This window comes from Streptomyces sp. NPDC050485 (genome assembly GCF_044458185.1).
Taxonomy (GTDB): domain Bacteria; phylum Actinomycetota; class Actinomycetes; order Streptomycetales; family Streptomycetaceae; genus Streptomyces.
The window spans coordinates 70,431-88,081 of record NZ_JBITHR010000024.1 but is presented as its reverse complement, the minus strand read 5'-3'; the positions used below and the strand labels follow the sequence as shown (position 1 = coordinate 88,081).

Annotated in this window: 16 protein-coding genes; 5 read left to right on the top strand and 11 right to left on the bottom strand. The window is 72.0% G+C overall.

Features of this window, described 5'->3' with window-relative positions; genetic code table 11:
• Positions 1 to 2,457 carry a DNA helicase PcrA gene (gene pcrA / locus ACIBK6_RS34225; RefSeq protein ID WP_399055991.1) on the bottom strand — a complete coding sequence of 819 codons (2,457 nt, stop codon included), beginning with the start codon at positions 2,455 to 2,457 and terminating at the stop codon, positions 1 to 3.
• A gap of 118 nt (positions 2,458 to 2,575) precedes the next feature.
• Positions 2,576 to 2,929, bottom strand: a complete 354-nt coding sequence (locus tag ACIBK6_RS34220; RefSeq protein WP_399055989.1) for a hypothetical protein — start codon at positions 2,927 to 2,929, stop codon at positions 2,576 to 2,578.
• A 362-nt stretch (positions 2,930 to 3,291) separates the two neighbouring features.
• On the opposite strand from ACIBK6_RS34220, the gene ACIBK6_RS34215 reads away from it, so the two are divergent.
• Positions 3,292 to 4,344 carry an NlpC/P60 family protein gene (locus ACIBK6_RS34215; RefSeq protein WP_399055987.1) on the top strand — a complete coding sequence of 351 codons (1,053 nt, stop codon included), beginning with the start codon at positions 3,292 to 3,294 and terminating at the stop codon, positions 4,342 to 4,344.
• Positions 4,345 to 4,392: 48 nt separating this feature from the next.
• Here ACIBK6_RS34215 and ACIBK6_RS34210 read toward each other — a convergent pair whose 3' ends face one another.
• Positions 4,393 to 5,529 carry an alpha/beta hydrolase gene (locus ACIBK6_RS34210; RefSeq protein ID WP_399055985.1) on the bottom strand — a complete coding sequence of 379 codons (1,137 nt, stop codon included), beginning with the start codon at positions 5,527 to 5,529 and terminating at the stop codon, positions 4,393 to 4,395.
• 88 nt (positions 5,530 to 5,617) lie between these two features.
• Positions 5,618 to 7,135 (bottom strand): PLP-dependent aminotransferase family protein, encoded by a 1,518-nt coding sequence (locus tag ACIBK6_RS34205; RefSeq protein ID WP_399055983.1) that lies wholly within the window; start codon positions 7,133 to 7,135, stop codon positions 5,618 to 5,620.
• A gap of 28 nt (positions 7,136 to 7,163) precedes the next feature.
• Here ACIBK6_RS34205 and ACIBK6_RS34200 point away from each other — a divergent pair, with 28 nt between their 5' ends.
• Positions 7,164 to 8,015 carry a methyltransferase domain-containing protein gene (locus ACIBK6_RS34200; RefSeq protein ID WP_399055981.1) on the top strand — a complete coding sequence of 284 codons (852 nt, stop codon included), beginning with the start codon at positions 7,164 to 7,166 and terminating at the stop codon, positions 8,013 to 8,015.
• On the opposite strand, the gene ACIBK6_RS34195 is transcribed toward ACIBK6_RS34200, so the two are convergent.
• From ACIBK6_RS34195 to ACIBK6_RS34185, 3 genes are all read right to left on the bottom strand, one after another.
• Positions 8,012 to 9,226, bottom strand: a complete 1,215-nt coding sequence (locus ACIBK6_RS34195) for an alpha/beta hydrolase (RefSeq protein ID WP_399055979.1) — start codon at positions 9,224 to 9,226, stop codon at positions 8,012 to 8,014. The two genes, ACIBK6_RS34200 and ACIBK6_RS34195, sit on opposite strands and share 4 nt — an antisense overlap.
• A 91-nt stretch (positions 9,227 to 9,317) precedes the next feature.
• Positions 9,318 to 9,998, bottom strand: coding sequence for a LuxR C-terminal-related transcriptional regulator (locus ACIBK6_RS34190; protein ID WP_399055977.1), 681 nt, complete (start codon positions 9,996 to 9,998; stop codon positions 9,318 to 9,320).
• Positions 9,995 to 11,266, bottom strand: a complete 1,272-nt coding sequence (locus tag ACIBK6_RS34185) for a PspC domain-containing protein (RefSeq protein WP_399055975.1) — start codon at positions 11,264 to 11,266, stop codon at positions 9,995 to 9,997. The genes ACIBK6_RS34190 and ACIBK6_RS34185 overlap by 4 nt, the downstream gene beginning before the upstream one ends.
• Positions 11,267 to 11,416: 150 nt before the next feature.
• Between ACIBK6_RS34185 and ACIBK6_RS34180 the strand changes: the two genes are divergently transcribed.
• Complete coding sequence (locus ACIBK6_RS34180) at positions 11,417 to 12,703, top strand: PspC domain-containing protein (RefSeq protein ID WP_399055973.1); 1,287 nt, start codon at positions 11,417 to 11,419, stop codon at positions 12,701 to 12,703.
• Positions 12,690 to 12,956, top strand: a complete 267-nt coding sequence (locus ACIBK6_RS34175) for a hypothetical protein (protein WP_399055971.1) — start codon at positions 12,690 to 12,692, stop codon at positions 12,954 to 12,956. The genes ACIBK6_RS34180 and ACIBK6_RS34175 overlap by 14 nt, the downstream gene beginning before the upstream one ends.
• Here the strand turns inward: ACIBK6_RS34175 and ACIBK6_RS34170 are convergent.
• The 3 genes from ACIBK6_RS34170 to ACIBK6_RS34160 form a co-directional block, all read right to left on the bottom strand.
• Positions 12,860 to 13,378 (bottom strand): DoxX family protein, encoded by a 519-nt coding sequence (locus tag ACIBK6_RS34170; RefSeq protein ID WP_399055969.1) that lies wholly within the window; start codon positions 13,376 to 13,378, stop codon positions 12,860 to 12,862. The two genes, ACIBK6_RS34175 and ACIBK6_RS34170, sit on opposite strands and share 97 nt — an antisense overlap.
• A 119-nt stretch (positions 13,379 to 13,497) precedes the next feature.
• Positions 13,498 to 14,742, bottom strand: a complete 1,245-nt coding sequence (locus ACIBK6_RS34165; protein WP_399055967.1) for a hypothetical protein — start codon at positions 14,740 to 14,742, stop codon at positions 13,498 to 13,500.
• A 241-nt stretch (positions 14,743 to 14,983) separates the two neighbouring features.
• On the bottom strand, positions 14,984 to 15,175 hold the full coding sequence (locus ACIBK6_RS34160) for a hypothetical protein (protein WP_399055965.1): 192 nt from the start codon (positions 15,173 to 15,175) through the stop codon (positions 14,984 to 14,986).
• Between the two features lie 295 nt (positions 15,176 to 15,470).
• On the opposite strand from ACIBK6_RS34160, the gene ACIBK6_RS34155 reads away from it, so the two are divergent.
• Positions 15,471 to 15,818 (top strand): hypothetical protein, encoded by a 348-nt coding sequence (locus ACIBK6_RS34155; protein WP_399055963.1) that lies wholly within the window; start codon positions 15,471 to 15,473, stop codon positions 15,816 to 15,818.
• Between the two features lie 84 nt (positions 15,819 to 15,902).
• Here ACIBK6_RS34155 and guaA read toward each other — a convergent pair whose 3' ends face one another.
• Positions 15,903 to 17,501: a glutamine-hydrolyzing GMP synthase gene (gene guaA, locus ACIBK6_RS34150; protein ID WP_399055961.1), complete on the bottom strand. Its 1,599-nt coding sequence runs from the start codon at positions 17,499 to 17,501 to the stop codon at positions 15,903 to 15,905.
• Positions 17,502 to 17,651 lie beyond the last annotated feature (150 nt).

The window sequence follows — 17,651 nt, the reverse complement described above, 5'->3', positions numbered from 1 at the left end:
CTACAGCTTCTCGACCGGCGCGTAGCGCAGCAGCAGCTTCTTGGGGCGCTCGTCGCCGAAGTCGATCGTGGCCTGCGCGTCCGAGCCCGAGCCGGTCACCGACATGACGGTGCCCAGGCCGAACTGGTCGTGCGTGACGCGGTCACCGACCGAGAGCGAGACCACCGGCTTGTCGCTGCCGCGCCGGGTCGCGAAGCCCGAGGGTCCCGCCTTGGAGCGCGACGACGACAGCGAGGCGCCGATCCCGCCGCCGAGCGACTTGCCCGACACCGGGCCCGCCGGGGCGGCCATCGGCCCGGTCCGCTTCCACTCCAGGTGCTGGACCGGGATCTCCTCCAGGAAGCGCGAGGCCGGGTTGTACGAGGGCTGGCCCCAGGCGCTGCGCATCGAGGAACGGGTCAGGTACAGCCGCTCGCGGGCGCGTGTGATGCCGACGTAGGCGAGGCGCCGCTCCTCCTCCAGCTCCTTGGCCTGGCCGAGCGCGCGCATGTGCGGGAAGACGCCGTCCTCCATGCCGGTGAGGAACACGACGGGGAATTCGAGGCCCTTGGCGGTGTGCAGGGTCATCAGGGTGATGACGCCGGAGCCGTCCTGGTCCTCGTCGGGGATCTGGTCGGAGTCGGCGACCAGGGCGACCTTCTCCAGGAATTCCGCGAGCGTGCCCGCGCCTTCCTCCTCGCCCCGCTCCTGCTCGAACTCCAGGGCCACGGCGGCCAGTTCCTGGAGGTTCTCGATGCGGGTCTCGTCCTGCGGGTCGGTGGAGGCCTGCAACTCGGCGAGGTAGCCGGTCCGTTCGAGCACCGCTTCGAGGACGACGGCGGGCCCGGCACCGGAGTCCACGATCGTACGGAGCTCCTCCATCAGCGCGTTGAACCGCTTGACGGCGTTGGCCGAGCGGGCCGCCATTCCGTACGCCTCGTCCACCCGGCGCAGCGCCTGCGGGAAGGTGATCTTCTCGCGCAGCGACAGGGCGTCGATCATCGCTTCGGCGCGCTCGCCGATGCCGCGCTTGGGGACGTTGAGGATGCGGCGCAGCGGGACGGTGTCCTCGGCGTTCGACAGGACGCGCAGATAGGCCAGGACGTCCCGGACCTCCTTGCGCTCGTAAAAGCGGACGCCGCCGACGACCTTGTAGGGCAGGCCGACCCGGATGAAGATCTCTTCGAAGACCCGGGACTGCGCGTTGGTGCGGTAGAAGACGGCGACGTCGCCCGCCTTGGCCTCGCCCTTGTCGGTGAGCCGGTCGATCTCGTCGGCGACGAACTGCGCCTCGTCGTGCTCGGTGTCCGCGACGTAGCCGGTGATCTGCGCGCCGGGTCCGGCGTCCGTCCACAGGTTCTTCGGGCGGCGGCTCTCGTTGCGCTCGATCACCGCGTTCGCGGCGGACAGGATCGTCTGGGTGGAGCGGTAGTTCTGCTCCAGGAGGATCGTCGTCGCGTTCGGGTAGTCCTCCTCGAACTGGAGGATGTTGCGGATCGTCGCGCCTCGGAAGGCGTAGATCGACTGGTCGGCGTCGCCGACCACGCACAGCTCGGCGGGGGCCTGGGCCTCGCCGGCCGGACCCACCAGTTCCCGTACGAGGGTGTACTGGGCGTGGTTGGTGTCCTGGTACTCGTCCACCAGGACGTGCCTGAAGCGCAGCCGGTAGTGCTCGGCGACGTCCGGGAACGCCTGGAGCAGGTGGACCGTGGTCATGATGATGTCGTCGAAGTCCAGCGCGTTGGCCTCGCGCAGCCGCGCCTGGTACATCGTGTACGCCTGGGCGAGCGTCTTCTCGAACCCGTCGGCGGCCTGCCCGGCGAAGGTCTCCTCGTCGATCAGCTCGTTCTTCAGGTTGGACACCTTGGCGCTGAACGACTTCGGCGGGAAGCGCTTGGGGTCCAGGTCGAGGTCCCGGCAGACCAGCGCCATCAGGCGCTTGGAGTCGGCCGCGTCGTAGATCGAGAACGACGAGGTGAAGCCGAGCCTCTTGGACTCGCGGCGCAGGATCCGTACGCACGCGCTGTGGAAGGTCATGACCCACATCGCGTTGGCGCGCGGGCCGACGAGCTGCTCGACGCGCTCCTTCATCTCGCCCGCGGCCTTGTTGGTGAAGGTGATCGCGAGGATCTGGCCGGGGTGCACCCCGCGGGTCGCGAGGAGGTGGGCGATGCGGTGGGTGAGCACCCGGGTCTTGCCGGAGCCCGCGCCGGCCACGATGAGCAGCGGCGAGCCCGCGTGCACCACGGCGGCGCGCTGCTGTTCGTTCAGCCCGTCGAGCAGGGCCGCCGCGTCGATCACCGGGCGCGGGGCGCCGCCGCGGTAGTGCGCGTCCCGGTCCACGGGCGCGTCGAACCGGCCCCCGAACAGGTCGTCCGGCACCGCTTCCGGCGCGTGCGACTCCTCGGGCGGCGGCGGGTGCTCCTCCTCAGAGGGCTGGAGGTCCGCCAGGAAGCTGTCATCAAAGAGGCTGCTCATCGTCTCCCGAGTCTAGGCCGCCCCTCTGACACACCGCGGCCCCCTTGGGGAAGAGGGCCCCGGCTACGGGAGCGCGCGCCCCGCCCGGGGCCGGATCAGGCTCCCGTGCGCGACCGGCTCAGGTCCACAGCAGTGCGATGAAGATGTTCGCGATCGTGAGCCCGCCGACCGCCCCGAACAGGCCCTTCTCGATCTTCTCCTCGTCCCGCTTCACATAGACCAGGCCGAGGACCACGATCAGGATCGCGAGCTTCACGCCGATCTTGATGGTGTTCACGGTGTGGTCGTCGGCCTGGTTGAGGCCGACCAGGGCGACTCCGGTGACCAGCATGGTCAGGGCGCCGTGCAGCATCGCCGGGACGAAGCGGGCGGTGCCCGCGCTCATCGCCTTCATCTGCGTCAGGAAGCCGCCGAGCAGCGACGCGATACCGATGATGTGCAGTCCGACGAAGACACTGATGAGTACGTCCATGGGCCGGAGCCTAATTCCCGCTTAGCAGGCTCCCCGCAGCGGGTGGGGCCCGAGCGGCACTTCGGTCACAGCAGGCACGGAGCCCGCGGGCCGTTGCCCCCGCAACGGTCGAAACCGGTCGCTCCGGCGCCGGAAAGTGGCACTTCCCGTCATTACGTCGCTGGGCCGTGTCATCCAGGTTTAGCGTCCTGCCCCAGGTGGCCGACTCCCCACCGCCGCCGCACCACCGGGCGGCCGTCGGTCACCCCCGCCGAAAGGTCCGGCGGCGGGCCGCTCCCCCTGTGCGGTCCGTCGTCGGAACGGCTCCCGCGAGGGGGCCGCAGGGCGCAAGCACTGCCGTACGGAAGGACGTGAAGGCCCTCGTGGCTGCCCACCGAAAGCCCAAGCAGCATCCGCTCACCGGCCCCGCCGCCCGCACCGCGGCGACGCTCGCGCTCGCGTCGGCGGCCACCGCGACCCTCTTCGAGGGGTCCGGGCACGCGGAGCCGAAGCTCACCCCGGCGCAGGTCAAGGCCAAGGTCGACCAGCTGTACCACGACGCGGAGGTCGCGACGGAGGCGTACGACGGGACGAAGGAGAAGGCGGATGCGACCGAGCGCTCACTGAGCGAGCTGCGGGACGAGGCCGCCCGCAAGACCGATCGGCTCAACACCGCGCGCAACGCGCTGGGTTCGCTCGCGGCCGCCCAGTACCGCAGCGGCGCGGTCGCCCCGGAGCTGCAGCTGATGCTCTCCGCCGACCCGCGGCGGTACCTGGACGACGCCGCGTTCGCGGAACGGACCGGGGACCGGACCGCGGCCGCCGTGACGGGCGTGCGCAAGCAGCTCGCGGAGCTGGACCGGCTGCACTCCACCGCCGACGGAAAGCTCACCGAGCTGCGCGGCCAGCAGTCAACGTTGCAGAAGCAGAAGAGCGACATCCAGTCGAGGATCTCCGCCGCCGAGGCGCTGCTCGCCCAGCTCACCGCGCCGGAGCGGGCCGCCTACGAGGATCCCGCCGCGGCCCCGGCGGACACCCGGGCCGGCCGGTCCGCCGACGCGCCGCGCGGACCGGTCGCGGCCCCCACCGCACGCGCCGCAGCGGCCGTCGCCTTCGCGTACAGCGCGCTCGGCAAACCGTATGTGTGGGGCGCGACGGGGCCCTCGTCCTTCGACTGCTCGGGCCTGACCCAGGCGGCCTGGGGCTCGGCCGGGGTGCAGCTGCCCCGGACCACGTACACCCAGATCAACTCCGGCGCGCGGATCACCCGCTCCGAACTCGCCCCGGGCGACCTGGTGTTCTTCTACTCCGGGATCAGCCACGTCGGGCTGTACATCGGCGGCGGCCAGATGATCCACGCCCCGCATCCGGGGGCGCCGGTACGGATCGCGCCGATCGATGAGATGCCGTTCGCGGGGGCGGCCCGGCCCGCGTGAACCGGCGGGCCGGGGCGGCACGACCGCCGCACAACTTCTGACGCTACGTCAGATTCCTGCCTCGGGAGCGACCTTCGCGCCCGCGCCCATCTCCTTGGTCAGCCAGCGGAAGACGTCCGGCACCTGGGTCTTCCAGACCGCGCTGGCGTGGCCGCCGCCGTTGAGCTTCATCACGGTGACCGAAGTCGGCGCCTTGGCGGCCTTCTTCAGGGCCACCCCGTCGTTGTAGCCGTCGGTCTGCTCGCCCGAGACGAACAGCGAGACGCGCGGCGCGGTCTTGGCGTGCGTCAGGATCCACAGCGGGTTGGTCTCCTCGCGCAGCTTCGGATCCTTCGCGGTGATCGAGTCGCGCTCGGCCGCCGGGTCGTTGTAGCCGGAGAGGTCCACGCCCGCCCGGTAGCGGTCGGGGTGCTCTATCGCCAGCTTGGCCGCGCAGTGGGCGCCCGCGGAGTATCCGGCGACGGCCCAGCCGTCGGCACCGGTGTCGGCCCGGAAGTTGTCGGTGACCATCTTGCGGACGTCCACGCTCAGCCAGCTGTCGGCGTTGACGACGCCCGGCACATTGGCGCAGCCGGTGTCCTTGCCGCTCAGGAGGGTGGTGCGCGGCGAGACCAGGATGAACGGCGCGACCTCGCCCTTCTCCATCATCGGCGTGAGCTGCTCCTGCGTCTTCAGCGTGCCGAACCAGGCGCCTATCGACCCCGGGTAGCCGGGCAGCAGCTCGACCACGGGGAAGGTCTTGTCCTTGTACGCCGGGTCGTTGTACTGCGGCGGCAGCCACACCGCCACATCGCCCTCGACGCCGGAGACCTGCCCCTTGAGCGTGGTCTTCAGCACGCCCTTGCCGACCTTGCTGGTGTACGGCTCGAACTTCTGCTTCACCTTGGGAGCGGCGGCCGCGTTCCGGCCGCCGGTGCCGTCGGGACCCAGGTCCGGGGCGGCGTTGACGTGGTTGCCGCCGCCGAGGAGGTCGCCCCAGGTGTCGTACAGGCCGTTGGCGTTGTTCACGAAGAGGAAGACCACGAGGATCGCGGTGACCTGGGCGAAGGCCAGCATGAGGAGCCGCGACACCCACCGCACGACGGCGGGGCCGCCGATCCTGGTCCACAGGACGAGGGGCAGCAGCAGGGCCGCCGCGGCCGCGAGGATCGCGACCACGAGGAAAGGGGTACCGGTCAGGCTCATCACGCCCCGGTAGAGGGCCGCCCGCGAACACCAGTTGCCCCTTTTACCAGCGTTTTACCAAGTGATGACACCCTGTGCTCCTGGCTGCTCAGCCGGTACGGATTCGTGCCCTCGACTTCTCCCGCAGTACATCTGCGAGGACGGCGATGCCCTCCGCGATGTTTGATCCGCTGCCGGCCGCATAGCCGAGGACGAGCCCCGGCCGCCCGCGTCCCTGGCCGTGCCAGGACAAGGGGTGCACCTTGACACCCCGCGCGAGTGCGGCGGCGGCCAGCGCCGTGTCGTCGAAGCCCGGGCCCGCGAAGGTGACCATGAGGTGCAGGCCCGCCGCCGCCCCGTGCACCACCGCCCCCGGCAGGTGGGCGCCGATCGCCTCGATCATCGCGTCCCGGCGGCGCCGGTGGCTTCGCCGCACCAGGCGCAGCCGCCGCTCCAGCTCTCCGGACGCCATGAAGCGGGCGAGGACCAGCTGCGGCAGCGTGGCGTTGCCGAGGTCCGCGAACCGCTTGGCCTCGACCAGGGCGTCCCGGTAGCGCGGCGGCGCCACCACCCAGCCCACCCGCAGCGCGGGCGCGAGCAGTTTGGAGACGCTGCCCGCGTAGATGACGTGCCGCGGCAGCATCGAGCGCAGCGCGGGCACCGGCGCGCGGTCATAACGGTGCTCGGCGTCATAGTCGTCCTCGATGATCAGCCCGCCGTCCCGCTCGGCCCAGCGCATCACTTCGCGCCGCCGCACACCGCCGAGCACCACCCCGGTCGGGAACTGGTGCGCCGGGGTGAGCAGCACGGCCGGCGCCCCGCTGTCCCGCAGCGCGTCGACCCGTACGCCCTCGCCGTCGACCGGCACCGGCGGCGTGTCCAGACCCCGGTGGCGCAGATGCTGGCGGGCGCCGAGCGAGCCCGGGTCCTCCACGGCGACCGCCGAGATCCCGTCGGCGCGCAGCACCTCCCCGAGCAGGGTGAGTGTCTGGGCGGTGCCGGAGACGATCAGTACGTCGTCGGGGTCGGCCCGGATGCCGCGGTTGCGGGCCAGCCAGTCGGCGACGGCGAGCCGCAGGGCCGGTGTGCCGCGCGGATCACCGTAGCCGAGCTGGGCGGCCGGCAGCTCCGCGAGCACCGAACGCTCGGCCCGCAGCCAGGCGGCCCGCGGGAACGCCGCGAGATCGGGCACCCCGGGCGACAGGTCGATCCGCGCGGGCAGCGCCCGTACGGAATCGAAGACATCGGGGCCGGGAGGTGCGGCGAAGGGGTTCCGGGTGAGGCCGGGCGGCCGGGTCTCCCCGGCGCTCGGCGTGGCCGCCGTCACCGGCGCCGCGACGACCACCGTGCCCGCGCGGCCCCGGCCCACGACGTGCCCGTCCTCCGTCAGGCGCTGGTACGCCTCGGTCACCACACCGCGCGACGCCCGCAGCTCGGCGGCGAGCACACGGGTGGCGGGCAGCCGGCTCCCCAGTGGCAGCCGCCCGTCGGAGATGGCGAGCCGCAGCTGCCGGGCCAGCCAGTCGGAGCGCCCGCCGGGCGGCGCCTCGGCGATGTCGAGCTGGAGGAAGTCGCTGCCGGGCGAGCTCATGGACCGGTCGGAGTGAGCCTCATTGGACCTGTTCACCGGTCCATCGTCGCAGCACGCTGAGCCCATGAACGCTTCCCCAACCGCCCTGCCCGGCACGGCAGTCGACTACGTACACGGCTATTCGGCACGCGAGAGCCGGCGCCTCGGCGACCAGGCGGACACTCTGGCGGCGCTGCTGCACGAGGGCATCGCGTACCCGGTCGGCAGCAGGGTCCTGGAGGTCGGCTGCGGGGTGGGCGCCCAGACGGTGCACCTGGCCGCAGCCAGCCCCGGCGCCCTGATCACCGCGATCGACCGCTCCCCCGATTCGCTCGCCCGGGCCCGCGCCCGTCTGGCCGCCCAGGCGCCGGCCGCCGAGATCGCCTGGCAGTGCGCCGATCTCACTCAACTGCCGTTCCCCGACGGGGAGTTCGACCATCTCTTCGTCTGCTTCGTACTGGAACACCTGGCGGATCCGGCGGGCGCGCTCGCCGGGCTGCGCCGGGTACTGCGCCCCGGCGGCACGATCACCGTCATCGAGGGCGACCACGGGTCGGCGTTCTTCCACCCCGACAGCGCGGACGCCCGCGCGGTGATCGACTGCCAGGTCCGCCTCCAACGGGCGGCGGGCGGGAACGCGCTGCTCGGCCGGGAGCTCGAACCACTGCTCGCCCGCGCCGGATACGCCGACGCCGTGGTCCACCCGCGCACCGTCTACGCCGACCGCACCCGGCCGGGACTGGTGGACGGCTTCACGCGGAACACCTTCATCGCGATGGTCGAGTCCGTACGGGAGGAGGCACTGGCCGCCGGGGCCAGCACGCCGTCGCGGTGGGCGCGCGGCATCGCCGACCTGCACCGCACGGCGGCAGAGGGCGGCACCTTCCACTACACGTTCTTCAGGGCGGTGGCGGTGAATCCGCCGGACACCCCCTAGTTGCGTCCGGGTCGCAGCGGGCCGCCGCCCCAGTTGCTCGTGGCCTGGATCACCGAGGCGTCGGCGGTGCCGCCGTCGGGGCTCAGGCCGCCCTTCGCGTCCTGGACGCCGGTCAGCTGGGTGGAGAGCCAGCGGAAGACCTCCGGGACGAGCGGCTTCCACACCACGTTCAGGTGGCCGCCGCCGGTCTGCTGCACCCACACCTTGGTCGGCGGCTTCGCGGCCTTGCGCAGGGCGAGGCCGTCCTCGAAGCCGTCGCCCGGCTGGCCGGTGAGGAAGAGCGAGGTGCGCGGCGGGTGCTTGGCGTGGGCGAGTATCCACAGCGGGTTGGTCTCGCGGCGCAGTACCGGGTCGCTCGCGGTGATCGAGTCGGACTCGGCGGCCGGGTCGTTGTAGCCGGACAGCCCGGCGCCCGCGCGGTAGCGGTCGGGGTGCTCGACGGCGAGCTTGGCGGCGCAGTGCGCGCCGGCCGATATCCCGGCGACGGCCCAGCCGTCGGAGCGGTCGGTGGCCCGGAAGTTGTCGGTGACCATCTTGCGGACGTCCACGCTCAGCCAGGTGTCGGCGTTGACGACGCCCGGCACATTGGCGCAGCCGGTGTCCTGCCCGGCCAGCAGCGAGGTGCGCGGCGCGACCAGGATGAACGGCTTGACCTCGCCCTTCTCCATCAGCGGCCGGAGCTGGCCCGCGGCATCGAGGTTGGCGAACCAGTCCTTGGCCGAGCCGGGGTAGCCCGGCAGCAGTTCGACCACGGGGAAGGTCTTGGCCCGGTACGCCGGTTCGTCGTACTGCGGCGGCAGCCACACGTACACCTCGCCGTCCGCCCCGGACACCCGGCCGGTCAGCTGCGTCATCCGCACGCCCGCGCCCAGCCGGGAGTCGTCGGCCGGCGTGAAGGCCTGCTTGATGCGCGGCTCCTTGGCGATGCTGTGCCCGCCGGTGCCGTCGACGCCCAGATCGGGCGCGGCGCCGACATGGCTGTCGGTGCCGAGCAGATCACCCCAAGTGTCGTACAGGCCATTCGCGTTGTTGACGGCCACGAACACCACGGCGACCGCCGAGACTTGGGCGAGGAACACCATGAAGAGCCGTACGGCGCCGCGCACCACGGCCGGCCCGCCGACCTTGTGCCAGACGAACAGCGGCACCAGAACGGCGAGCACCGCCACCGCGATCGCGGTCACGAAGAAGGGGGTTCCGGTCAGGCTCATCACGTTGTGGCAAGAGTGACATGTGCGCGTCCGGGTTGCCGGTTTTGCCATGGTTTTACGCAGGTAAAGCCATGGCATCGCACCGGAGCGGTCAGACCAGCCGGCGGGCCGTCGCCCAGCGGGTCAGCTCGTGGCGGTTGGAGAGCTGGAGCTTGCGCAGCACGGCGGAGACATGCGACTCGACCGTCTTCACGGAGATGAACAGCTGCTTGGCGATCTCCTTGTAGGCGTAGCCCCGGGCGATCAGCCGCAGCACCTCGCGCTCGCGCTGGGTGAGCCGGTCCATGTCCTCGTCCACCGGCGGCGCGTCCGTGGAGGCGAAGGCGTCAAGCACGAAACCCGCCAGGCGCGGCGAGAACACCGCGTCGCCGTCCTGCACCCGGAAGATCGAGTCGACCAGATCGGCGCCGGTGATCGTCTTGGTGACGTAGCCGCGGGCACCCCCGCGGATCACGCCGATCACGTCCTCCGCCGCGTCCGAGACGGACAGCGCGAGGAAGCGGACCGGGTTCTCGGCGGCGGCCATCATGGCCGCCGAGCGGCGCAGCACCTCGACGCCACCGCCGCCCGGGAGGTGCACGTCGAGCAGCACGACCTCGGGCCGGGTCGCGGTGATGACCGTGACCGCCTGGTCGACGTCGGCGGCCTCGCCGACCACCTCGACACCCGTGGTCCCGGTCTCGCCGATCTCCGCCTGGACCCCGGTGCGGAACATCCGGTGGTCGTCGACGAGCACCACCCGCACGTGGCGGTCTGTCGTTTCCTCGGTCATGCCTCTGCCCTCTCCATCTCCAGCTCGACCTCCGTGCCCCCGCCGGGCACCGAACGCAGCCTCGCCGTACCGCCGTTGCGCTGCATCCGGCCGATGATTGATTCTCGTACGCCCATCCGGTCACCGGGCACCGCGTCCGGATCGAATCCGGGGCCCCGGTCCCGTACGGAGACGAAGACCGTGCGGCCCTCGACCTCCGCGTACACCTGGACGGCGCCGCCCTCGCCACCGTACTTGGCCGCGTTCACCATCGCCTCGCGTGCGGCCTGCATCTGTGCGGTCAGCCCGTCGTCCAGCGGGCAGTCGCCGACGACGACCACCTCGATCGGGACGCCGTGCTTGTCCTCGACCTCGGCCGCCGCCTGCTTCACGGCCTCGGCGAGCGTCTGGGGTTCCTCCTCGCGCCCGGTGCCCTCCGGCTTGTACAGCCAGGCCCGCAACTCCCGTTCCTGGGCGCGCGCGAGGCGCCGCACCTCGCCGACGTTCTCCGCGTTGCGCTGGATCAGGGTCAGGGTGTGCAGCACCGAGTCGTGCACGTGCGCCGCGACTTCGGCCCGCTCCTGGGCCCGGATGCGCATCAGGCGCTCCTCGGACAGGTCCTGCGTCATGCGGACGAGATAGGGCCCGGCGAGCAGCGCGACGCCCGCGAGCACCGCGATCGCCGCCGTCAGTACGTTGCCGAGCTGCGCCGCCGAGCCGTTGACCACCACGAAGCCGGTCAGTCCGGTGCCGACCAGGGCCACCCCGGCCAGGCCCCGGGCCCACAGCAGCAGCCCGCTGCGGCGGGCGCCCTCGGTCCAGCGGGCCCGGCGCGTGTTGTCGGCCTGGCGCCACACCAGGATGACGCCGACCCCGATCAGGAGGGTGGGGAAGACGTACGGGTTCGCCCAGCCGCCGACGTCCACCTTGGAGGCGAAGATCGCGGCGCCGAAGACCAGCGCGATCAGCGCGACGATCTGCCCCTTGTCGGGCTTGCGCAGCCTGCGCCGGCCGTCCGGGCTGACCTCGAACGCAGAGTGCCGCTCGGCCGTGCCGCCGCGGCCGAGCGGCACCACGAACCAGAACGCGGCGTACAGCAGCGCCCCCAGGCCGTTGATCGTGAGGAGCCCCAGGAACACGATCCGCACCCACACCACCGGCAGACCGAGATGCCCGGCGAGCCCGCGCGCGACCCCGCCGAGCATCCGCCCCTCGGCGGAGCGGTACAGCTTGCGGACCGGCACTTCGTCGGCCTCGGGCGGCGACAGGCGGGGGGTGGCGACTGGCATGCCCCGATCGTCACACGTGCGTACACCCCCGGGCATCAGGGTTGGCCCCCAGGCTTCCCTGAGCGGTGCCGCCCCTTGAGGGGTGAAATCAGGGAGAGGCCAGGGTCGGGGCGGGTGCCGGGGGCGGTGGGCGACCGTCACCATGTACGTATGAACCAGCCGACCGAGACGCCCCTCGCGCCGCCCGATCCGGTCCCCGAGGCCCCGCAGCTGCGCCGCAGCAGCGGCAACAAGGTCATCGGCGGAGTCTGCGGGGGCCTCGGCCGGTACTGCGACCTCGACCCGGTCATCTTCCGGATCGCGCTCGGCGTGCTGTCCGTCACCGGCGGGCTCGGCCTGGTCTTCTACGGCTTCGCCTGGCTGCTCGTGCCGCTCGAAGGGGAGGACGAGAGCGAGGCGCGCCGACTGCTCACCGGCCGGGTGGAGGGCGCCTCGCTGGTCGCCGTGCTGATGGCGCTGGCCGGCTGCGGGATCTTCCTCACGATGCTGAACGACGGCGGGGTGATGACGTTCGGCGTGCTGCTCACGCTGCTGCTCGCGGGCGCCGCCGTCTGGTCGCAGCGGCGCTCCACCGCGCCCGCGGACGTCCCGCTCGACCCGGTCGCGGCGCAGGCCGTCGCGGACGCGCCGCCCGAGACGAAGGCGCCGCCCGCGCCGTCCCCGCCGTCCTGGTGGCGGGACCCGATCGTCAAGGACGGCACCGGCGGGCCGGGCGGCGGCTATCTGTGGGGTCCGGCGGACGCCGCCGCGGCCCCGGCCCCCACAGCGCGCAAGGCCGTGAAGGCGGCGGTACGGGAGATCCGGGGGCCGCGCTCCATCGGCGGGCTCCTCTTCCTCGCCGCGCTGCTCGCCTTCGGCGCCGGGTTCGGCGGCACCTGGCGCCACCAACCGCTTGGCACCGGCCTGGAGATCGGCTTCGCGGCCGCGCTCGGAGTGTTCGGGCTCGGCCTGGTGCTCAGCTCGCTCCTGGGGCGTACGGGCTCCGGCACGATCTTCCTGGCGGTGCTCACGGCGGCGCTGCTGGCCGGGTCGGCGGCGCTGCCCAAGTCGATCGACTCGCACTGGGTACGCACCGGCTGGACACCGGCCGCGATCGGTGAGGTGCGGCCGGACTACCGTCTCGGGACGGGCGTCGCCACCCTGGACCTGAGCCGGATCGCGGTGCCGCCGGGCCGGACCCTGACGACCCGCGCGGAGGTCGGCGCGGGCAAGGCCAGGGTCGTCGTACCGAAGGACGTGACGGTGAACCTGACGATCGACGTGGGGGTCGGCGACATCCAGCTGCCCAGCGAGCGGCCGGGCGACATCCATGTGTCGCCGGACCAGAAGCGGACCACCACCCTGCCGCCGCCCGCCGGTACCAAGCCGGCCGGCACCCTCCAGCTCGAACTCAAGGTCGGCGTCGGCCAGGCGGAGGTGGACCGTGCTGCGTCATGACTTCCGTCCCGGGCGGCTCGTCGCGGGGCTCGCGCTGATCGCCACCGCCGTCCTGTTCGCGGGGGACGCGGCCGGGCGGTGGCACACTCCGCCGTACGCCGCGGTCCCGCTGGTGTGCGGCGGGCTCGGGCTCGCGGGGCTCGTGAGCTGGATCGACTACGGGGTGCGCAAGCGGCGGCGACTGGCCAGGAACGCGTCTGCGGACAGCAGCGGCGTCCCGGCCAGCACGAGCGGCAGCCAGGCCATCAAGTAGGCCAGGTCGTTGCCGTAGTAGTACGGGGTGGTCTGCCAGCTCACCGTGAGCCACAGGGAGAGCGAGATGAGCGCGCCGCCCAGTGCGGCGAGCCGCCCGAACAGGCCGAGCAGGGTGCCGATGCCGACGGCCAGCTCGCCGAGCGCGATGGCGTACCCGAACCCGGGCGGGCTCTTCAGGGCGAGGTCCACGAGGGCGGGGATAGCGGAGGTGTCCCGCACCCCGTGCATCAGCTCGCCGATGGATCCGGTGCCGGTCGCGTGGAAGAACGCGCTGTCCGTGAGCTTGTCGAGGCCGGCGTAGATGAACGTCACGCCGAGGAAGATACGCAGCGGCAGCAGTGCGTACCTGCGGGCCGTCTCCCGCCGCCCCCGGGCCTGGTCCATGCCGGTCCGCACCCTGGTCGCATATCCATGTGCCATGGCTGATCCCGCCTCCATCCGATTCGGCTCTCACCAGACGATACGGACGAGGTGAACGCGTGTCTCAATCCGCCCCGGGTGGCGGACCCCCTCCCGGGTGACAGGGGCCGGGCGGCCCCCTACTCCCCCACCTCCACCACCACCGCCTCCGTCTCCACCCCCGCCGCCGTGACCACCCGGACCTCCACCCGCCCCGCCTCGACATCCACCGGCACCGGCACCGTCAGCACCCCGTCCGTCGGGTTCGCGAAGCCGCCCGGAACCGGGATCAGGGGGACGTGGACGTGGACCGCGCCGATGCGGACCACCATCCGGGCGAGCCGGTCCGGTGTGCTCGCACCCGGCGGGACGAATCCGGCGCCCCGGATCTCGATGTCGTCCCCGGTGCGGATGGGCGCGTCCAGGTCCCCCGCCTCCCGGGCCCGTACCACGGACAGGATCACCGGACGGCCGCCCTCCGCGTACTTCCCCGCGAGATACGTCGCCGCCGAGACGGCGACCAGTACCGCCAACCCCCACGGCAGGTCCGGGAGTTGCTCCGGGCGGCGGGCCAGACGTACGGCCGCGAAGAGGACCGCGACCACGCTCACCACCACGTACTGCACGTCCGCGAAACTGCCCCGCCCCGCGTCGTCGGTCAGCAGATCGGCCCCGCGCGGCCGGTCGGCCCGCACCTTCTGAAGCCGCCGCCCGTAGACGCGTACCGTCACCACCCGGCGGACGACCACCGCGGTCTCCGAGGTGAGGAACAGAGCCGTCAACAGGCCGCCGACCCGGGACAGTTCGAGGCCGCGTAAGACCGTCTCGCGCTCGCCCGCCCCCGACGCCCCGGCCAGTCGCAGCGCCAGGACCAGGGCCGTGAAGACCGCGAACAGCACCCACGTCACCGCGACCGCCCGCGAGGTCGAGAGGCGGTTGTCCTCGCCCAGTACGGGCGCGAGGAGCCCGCCCCGTGCGCGGTGCAGGTACGCCGCCGCCGTCAGCCCGCCCGCCACGGCGAGTACGGACAGGAGCCCCGCCGTGCGTGCGACGGTCCACCCCGCCCCGATCGCCGTGGACGTCTCGGCGAGGGCGAAGACGAGAACCCCGGCCCAGATCACCGTCACCGTTGCGCGCCACACCCGCTCGGGCCAGGCTCGGCCCGCTTCCCGGCCGCATTCGGCGACCGCCCGCGCGGACAGGGTCAGTTCGTCCGACACCCACTGCCGGGACGCCCCTGCCGAGTGGGCGACGGCGGCGGGCAGCCCCTCGCCCGAAGCGAGCCAGTCCCGCTTGGCGAGGAACTCCGCCACCGCGCGCCGGTGCCCGTCCCGCGCGCCGTGCGCGCAGTCACCGCCGCATTGCCGAGCCTCCTGCACCGCCACCGAGAACTCCGTCCCTCCGCCTCAAACCCCTTGAGCCGTCAGGGAATTGTTCCGCACCAAGGGCGCTCCCCGGCCCAGCGATGAGGGGCCTGCGGGTGATTGACGCACCATCAAATTGACGTACTACGACAGGAGTTCGGGCCCGGACCGGCTGAACCGGCACCCCGCCACTCCGGAAGAAAACGGCCCGCCGCCCCGCCCGGACTTCTCGGTCGGGGCGAGGCGGCGGGGGGTCAAGCGTTTAGGACGTCAGGGTGCCGACCGACTGGTCGGTGCCGTTGTGCCCGTCGTGGCCGTTGTCATCCATCGGTACCAGCTTGCTCACCGCAGGGCGTACGTCGGGCGAGCTGACCGCCGCCGTGGCGGTGGCCGCCGAGCCCAGCAGGGCGAGTGCGGCCAGGCCGAGAGCAGTGACAGTAAGACGAGTGCGCATTTTTGCCTCCAAAGAGAGTGCGGTTGATCTCTTAAGCACGATCTCCGGGCATATGGCCCGCCGCAACAAGTACAGGGCCATTCGGCTGGCGGGGCCCGGTACCGGCCCGCAGCTCCCTGGGTTCGGGGATGTGGCGTGGTAGCCCGGGCCCGGCCGGACACCGAGCAGCTTCGCGGCAATGTGGCCCGGCCTTACCTATCTCCTTCAGCCCCTGCACAGGTCTTCTCGTCCCGGCCCCCGCATGCCATCGTGATCTGACTCAACGTCAGGGAAGCTGTGTGCGAGGGAGGTTGGCGTGGCGCAGGACTGGACATCGATCTATCTCGCGCATCGGGAGACGTACGCCGCGTTCTTGACCGCAACCGATGCAGAGGCACGAGTCGCGTGGCGACGCTGGCGCGGTGAGTACGAGGACAAGCAGCAGGCCCTTGCGGCAGTCGACGCGGCGTTCACGAAAACGCAGGCCGCCTTCAACATGATCGATCTGGAGTCCGTGGGCGCTGCGCCGGAGGCCGCGGCGCTCGTCGAGCGGATCCGGGCCATGCATGAAACCGACGACGAGCCGGCGGGCGTCTGGGAGGGGTTCATGAGGCTCCGCAAGGAGTTCGTCCAAGCGGCCCGGGAGCACCTGAAGGCCCACTGAGCAAACACGCCGAAGAGGCCGCCCCCCAGAAACAGCGACGGCGCCGCCCCCAGAGGGGCGACGCCGTGGCCGAAGCGGCGGGGACTACTCCCACTCGATGGTGCCCGGCGGCTTGCTCGTCACGTCGAGCACCACGCGGTTCACATCGGCGACCTCGTTGGTGATGCGCGTCGAGATCTTCGCGAGCACGTCGTACGGCATCCGCGTCCAGTCCGCCGTCATGGCGTCCTCGGAGGAGACCGGGCGCAGCACGATCGGGTGGCCGTAGGTGCGGCCGTCGCCCTGGACGCCCACCGAGCGCACGTCGGCGAGCAGCACGACCGGGCACTGCCAGATCTCGCGGTCGAGCCCGGCCGCGGTCAGCTCCTCGCGGGCGATCGCGTCGGCCTCGCGCAGCAGGTCGAGGCGGTCCTTGGTGACCTCGCCGACGATGCGGATGCCGAGGCCGGGGCCCGGGAACGGCTGGCGCTGGACGATCTCGTCCGGCAGGCCGAGCTCCTGGCCGACCATGCGGACCTCGTCCTTGAACAGCTTGCGCAGCGGCTCGACGAGCTGGAACTCCAGGTCCTCGGGGAGTCCGCCCACGTTGTGGTGCGACTTGATGTTCGCGGTGCCGGTGCCGCCGCCGGACTCCACGACGTCCGGGTACAGGGTGCCCTGGACGAGGAAGGCGACCTCTTCGCCGTCCGCCGCGCCCTCGGCCACGATCTCGGCCTGGGCCTGCTCGAAGACGCGGATGAACTCGCGGCCGATGATCTTCCGCTTGGTCTCCGGGTCCGATTCGCCGGCGAGCGCGGTGAGGAACCGCTCCTGCGCGTCGACGACCTTCAGCTGGACGCCGGTGGCGGCCACGAAGTCCTTCTCGACCTGCTCGGTCTCGCCCTTGCGCATCAGGCCGTGGTCGACGTACACGCAGGTCAGCTGGGAACCGATGGCCTTCTGGACGAGGGCCGCAGCGACCGCGGAGTCCACGCCGCCGGACAGTCCGCAGATGGCGCGCTTGGTGCCGACCTGCTCGCGGATGAGGGCGACCTGCTCCTCGACCACGTTGTGCGTCGTCCAGGTCGGCTCGATGCCCGCACCGCGGTAGAGGAAGTGCTCCAGGATCTGCTGGCCGTGCGTGGAGTGCAGCACCTCGGGGTGGTACTGGACGCCGTACAGCTTCTTCTCGTCGTTCTCGAAGGCGGCCACCGGTACGACGTCGGTGGAGGCCGTCACCGTGAAGCCCTCGGGGGCGGCGGAGCAGGCGTCGCCGTGCGACATCCACACCGACTGCTCGGCCGGGCTGCCCTCGAAGAGCGTGGAGCCGGTCTTGGAGACGGTCAGCGGGGTGCGGCCGTACTCGCGGGCGCCGTTGTCGTCGACCGTGCCGCCCAGCGTCGTCGCCATCAGCTGGAAGCCGTAGCACATGCCGAAGACCGGCACCCCGGCCTCGAAGATCGCGCGGTCCAGGCGCGGGGCGCCCTCCGCGTACACGGAGGAGGGGCCGCCGGAGAGGATGATCGCCTTCGGGTCCTTGGCCAGCATCTCGGCCACGGGCATGGAGCTCGGGACGATCTCGCTGTAGACCCGGGCCTCGCGGACGCGGCGGGCGATGAGCTGGGCGTACTGCGCGCCGAAGTCGACAACCAGGACGACGTCCGGGTTGCTGTCGGGCGCGGCTGCGGAGGGTGCTGCTGGCACGGGTGGCGGCCTTCCGGCGGTGGGAGGGGGTCGGTATTTGTCGATTCTACCGGGGCGGGCGGGGGCGGGTTCGTCTCACCATCCGAACCGGGATTGGCCCGCGCTCGGGGCCCCGGTCCATACTGTGCCCATGCGCGAGCACCTGACCTT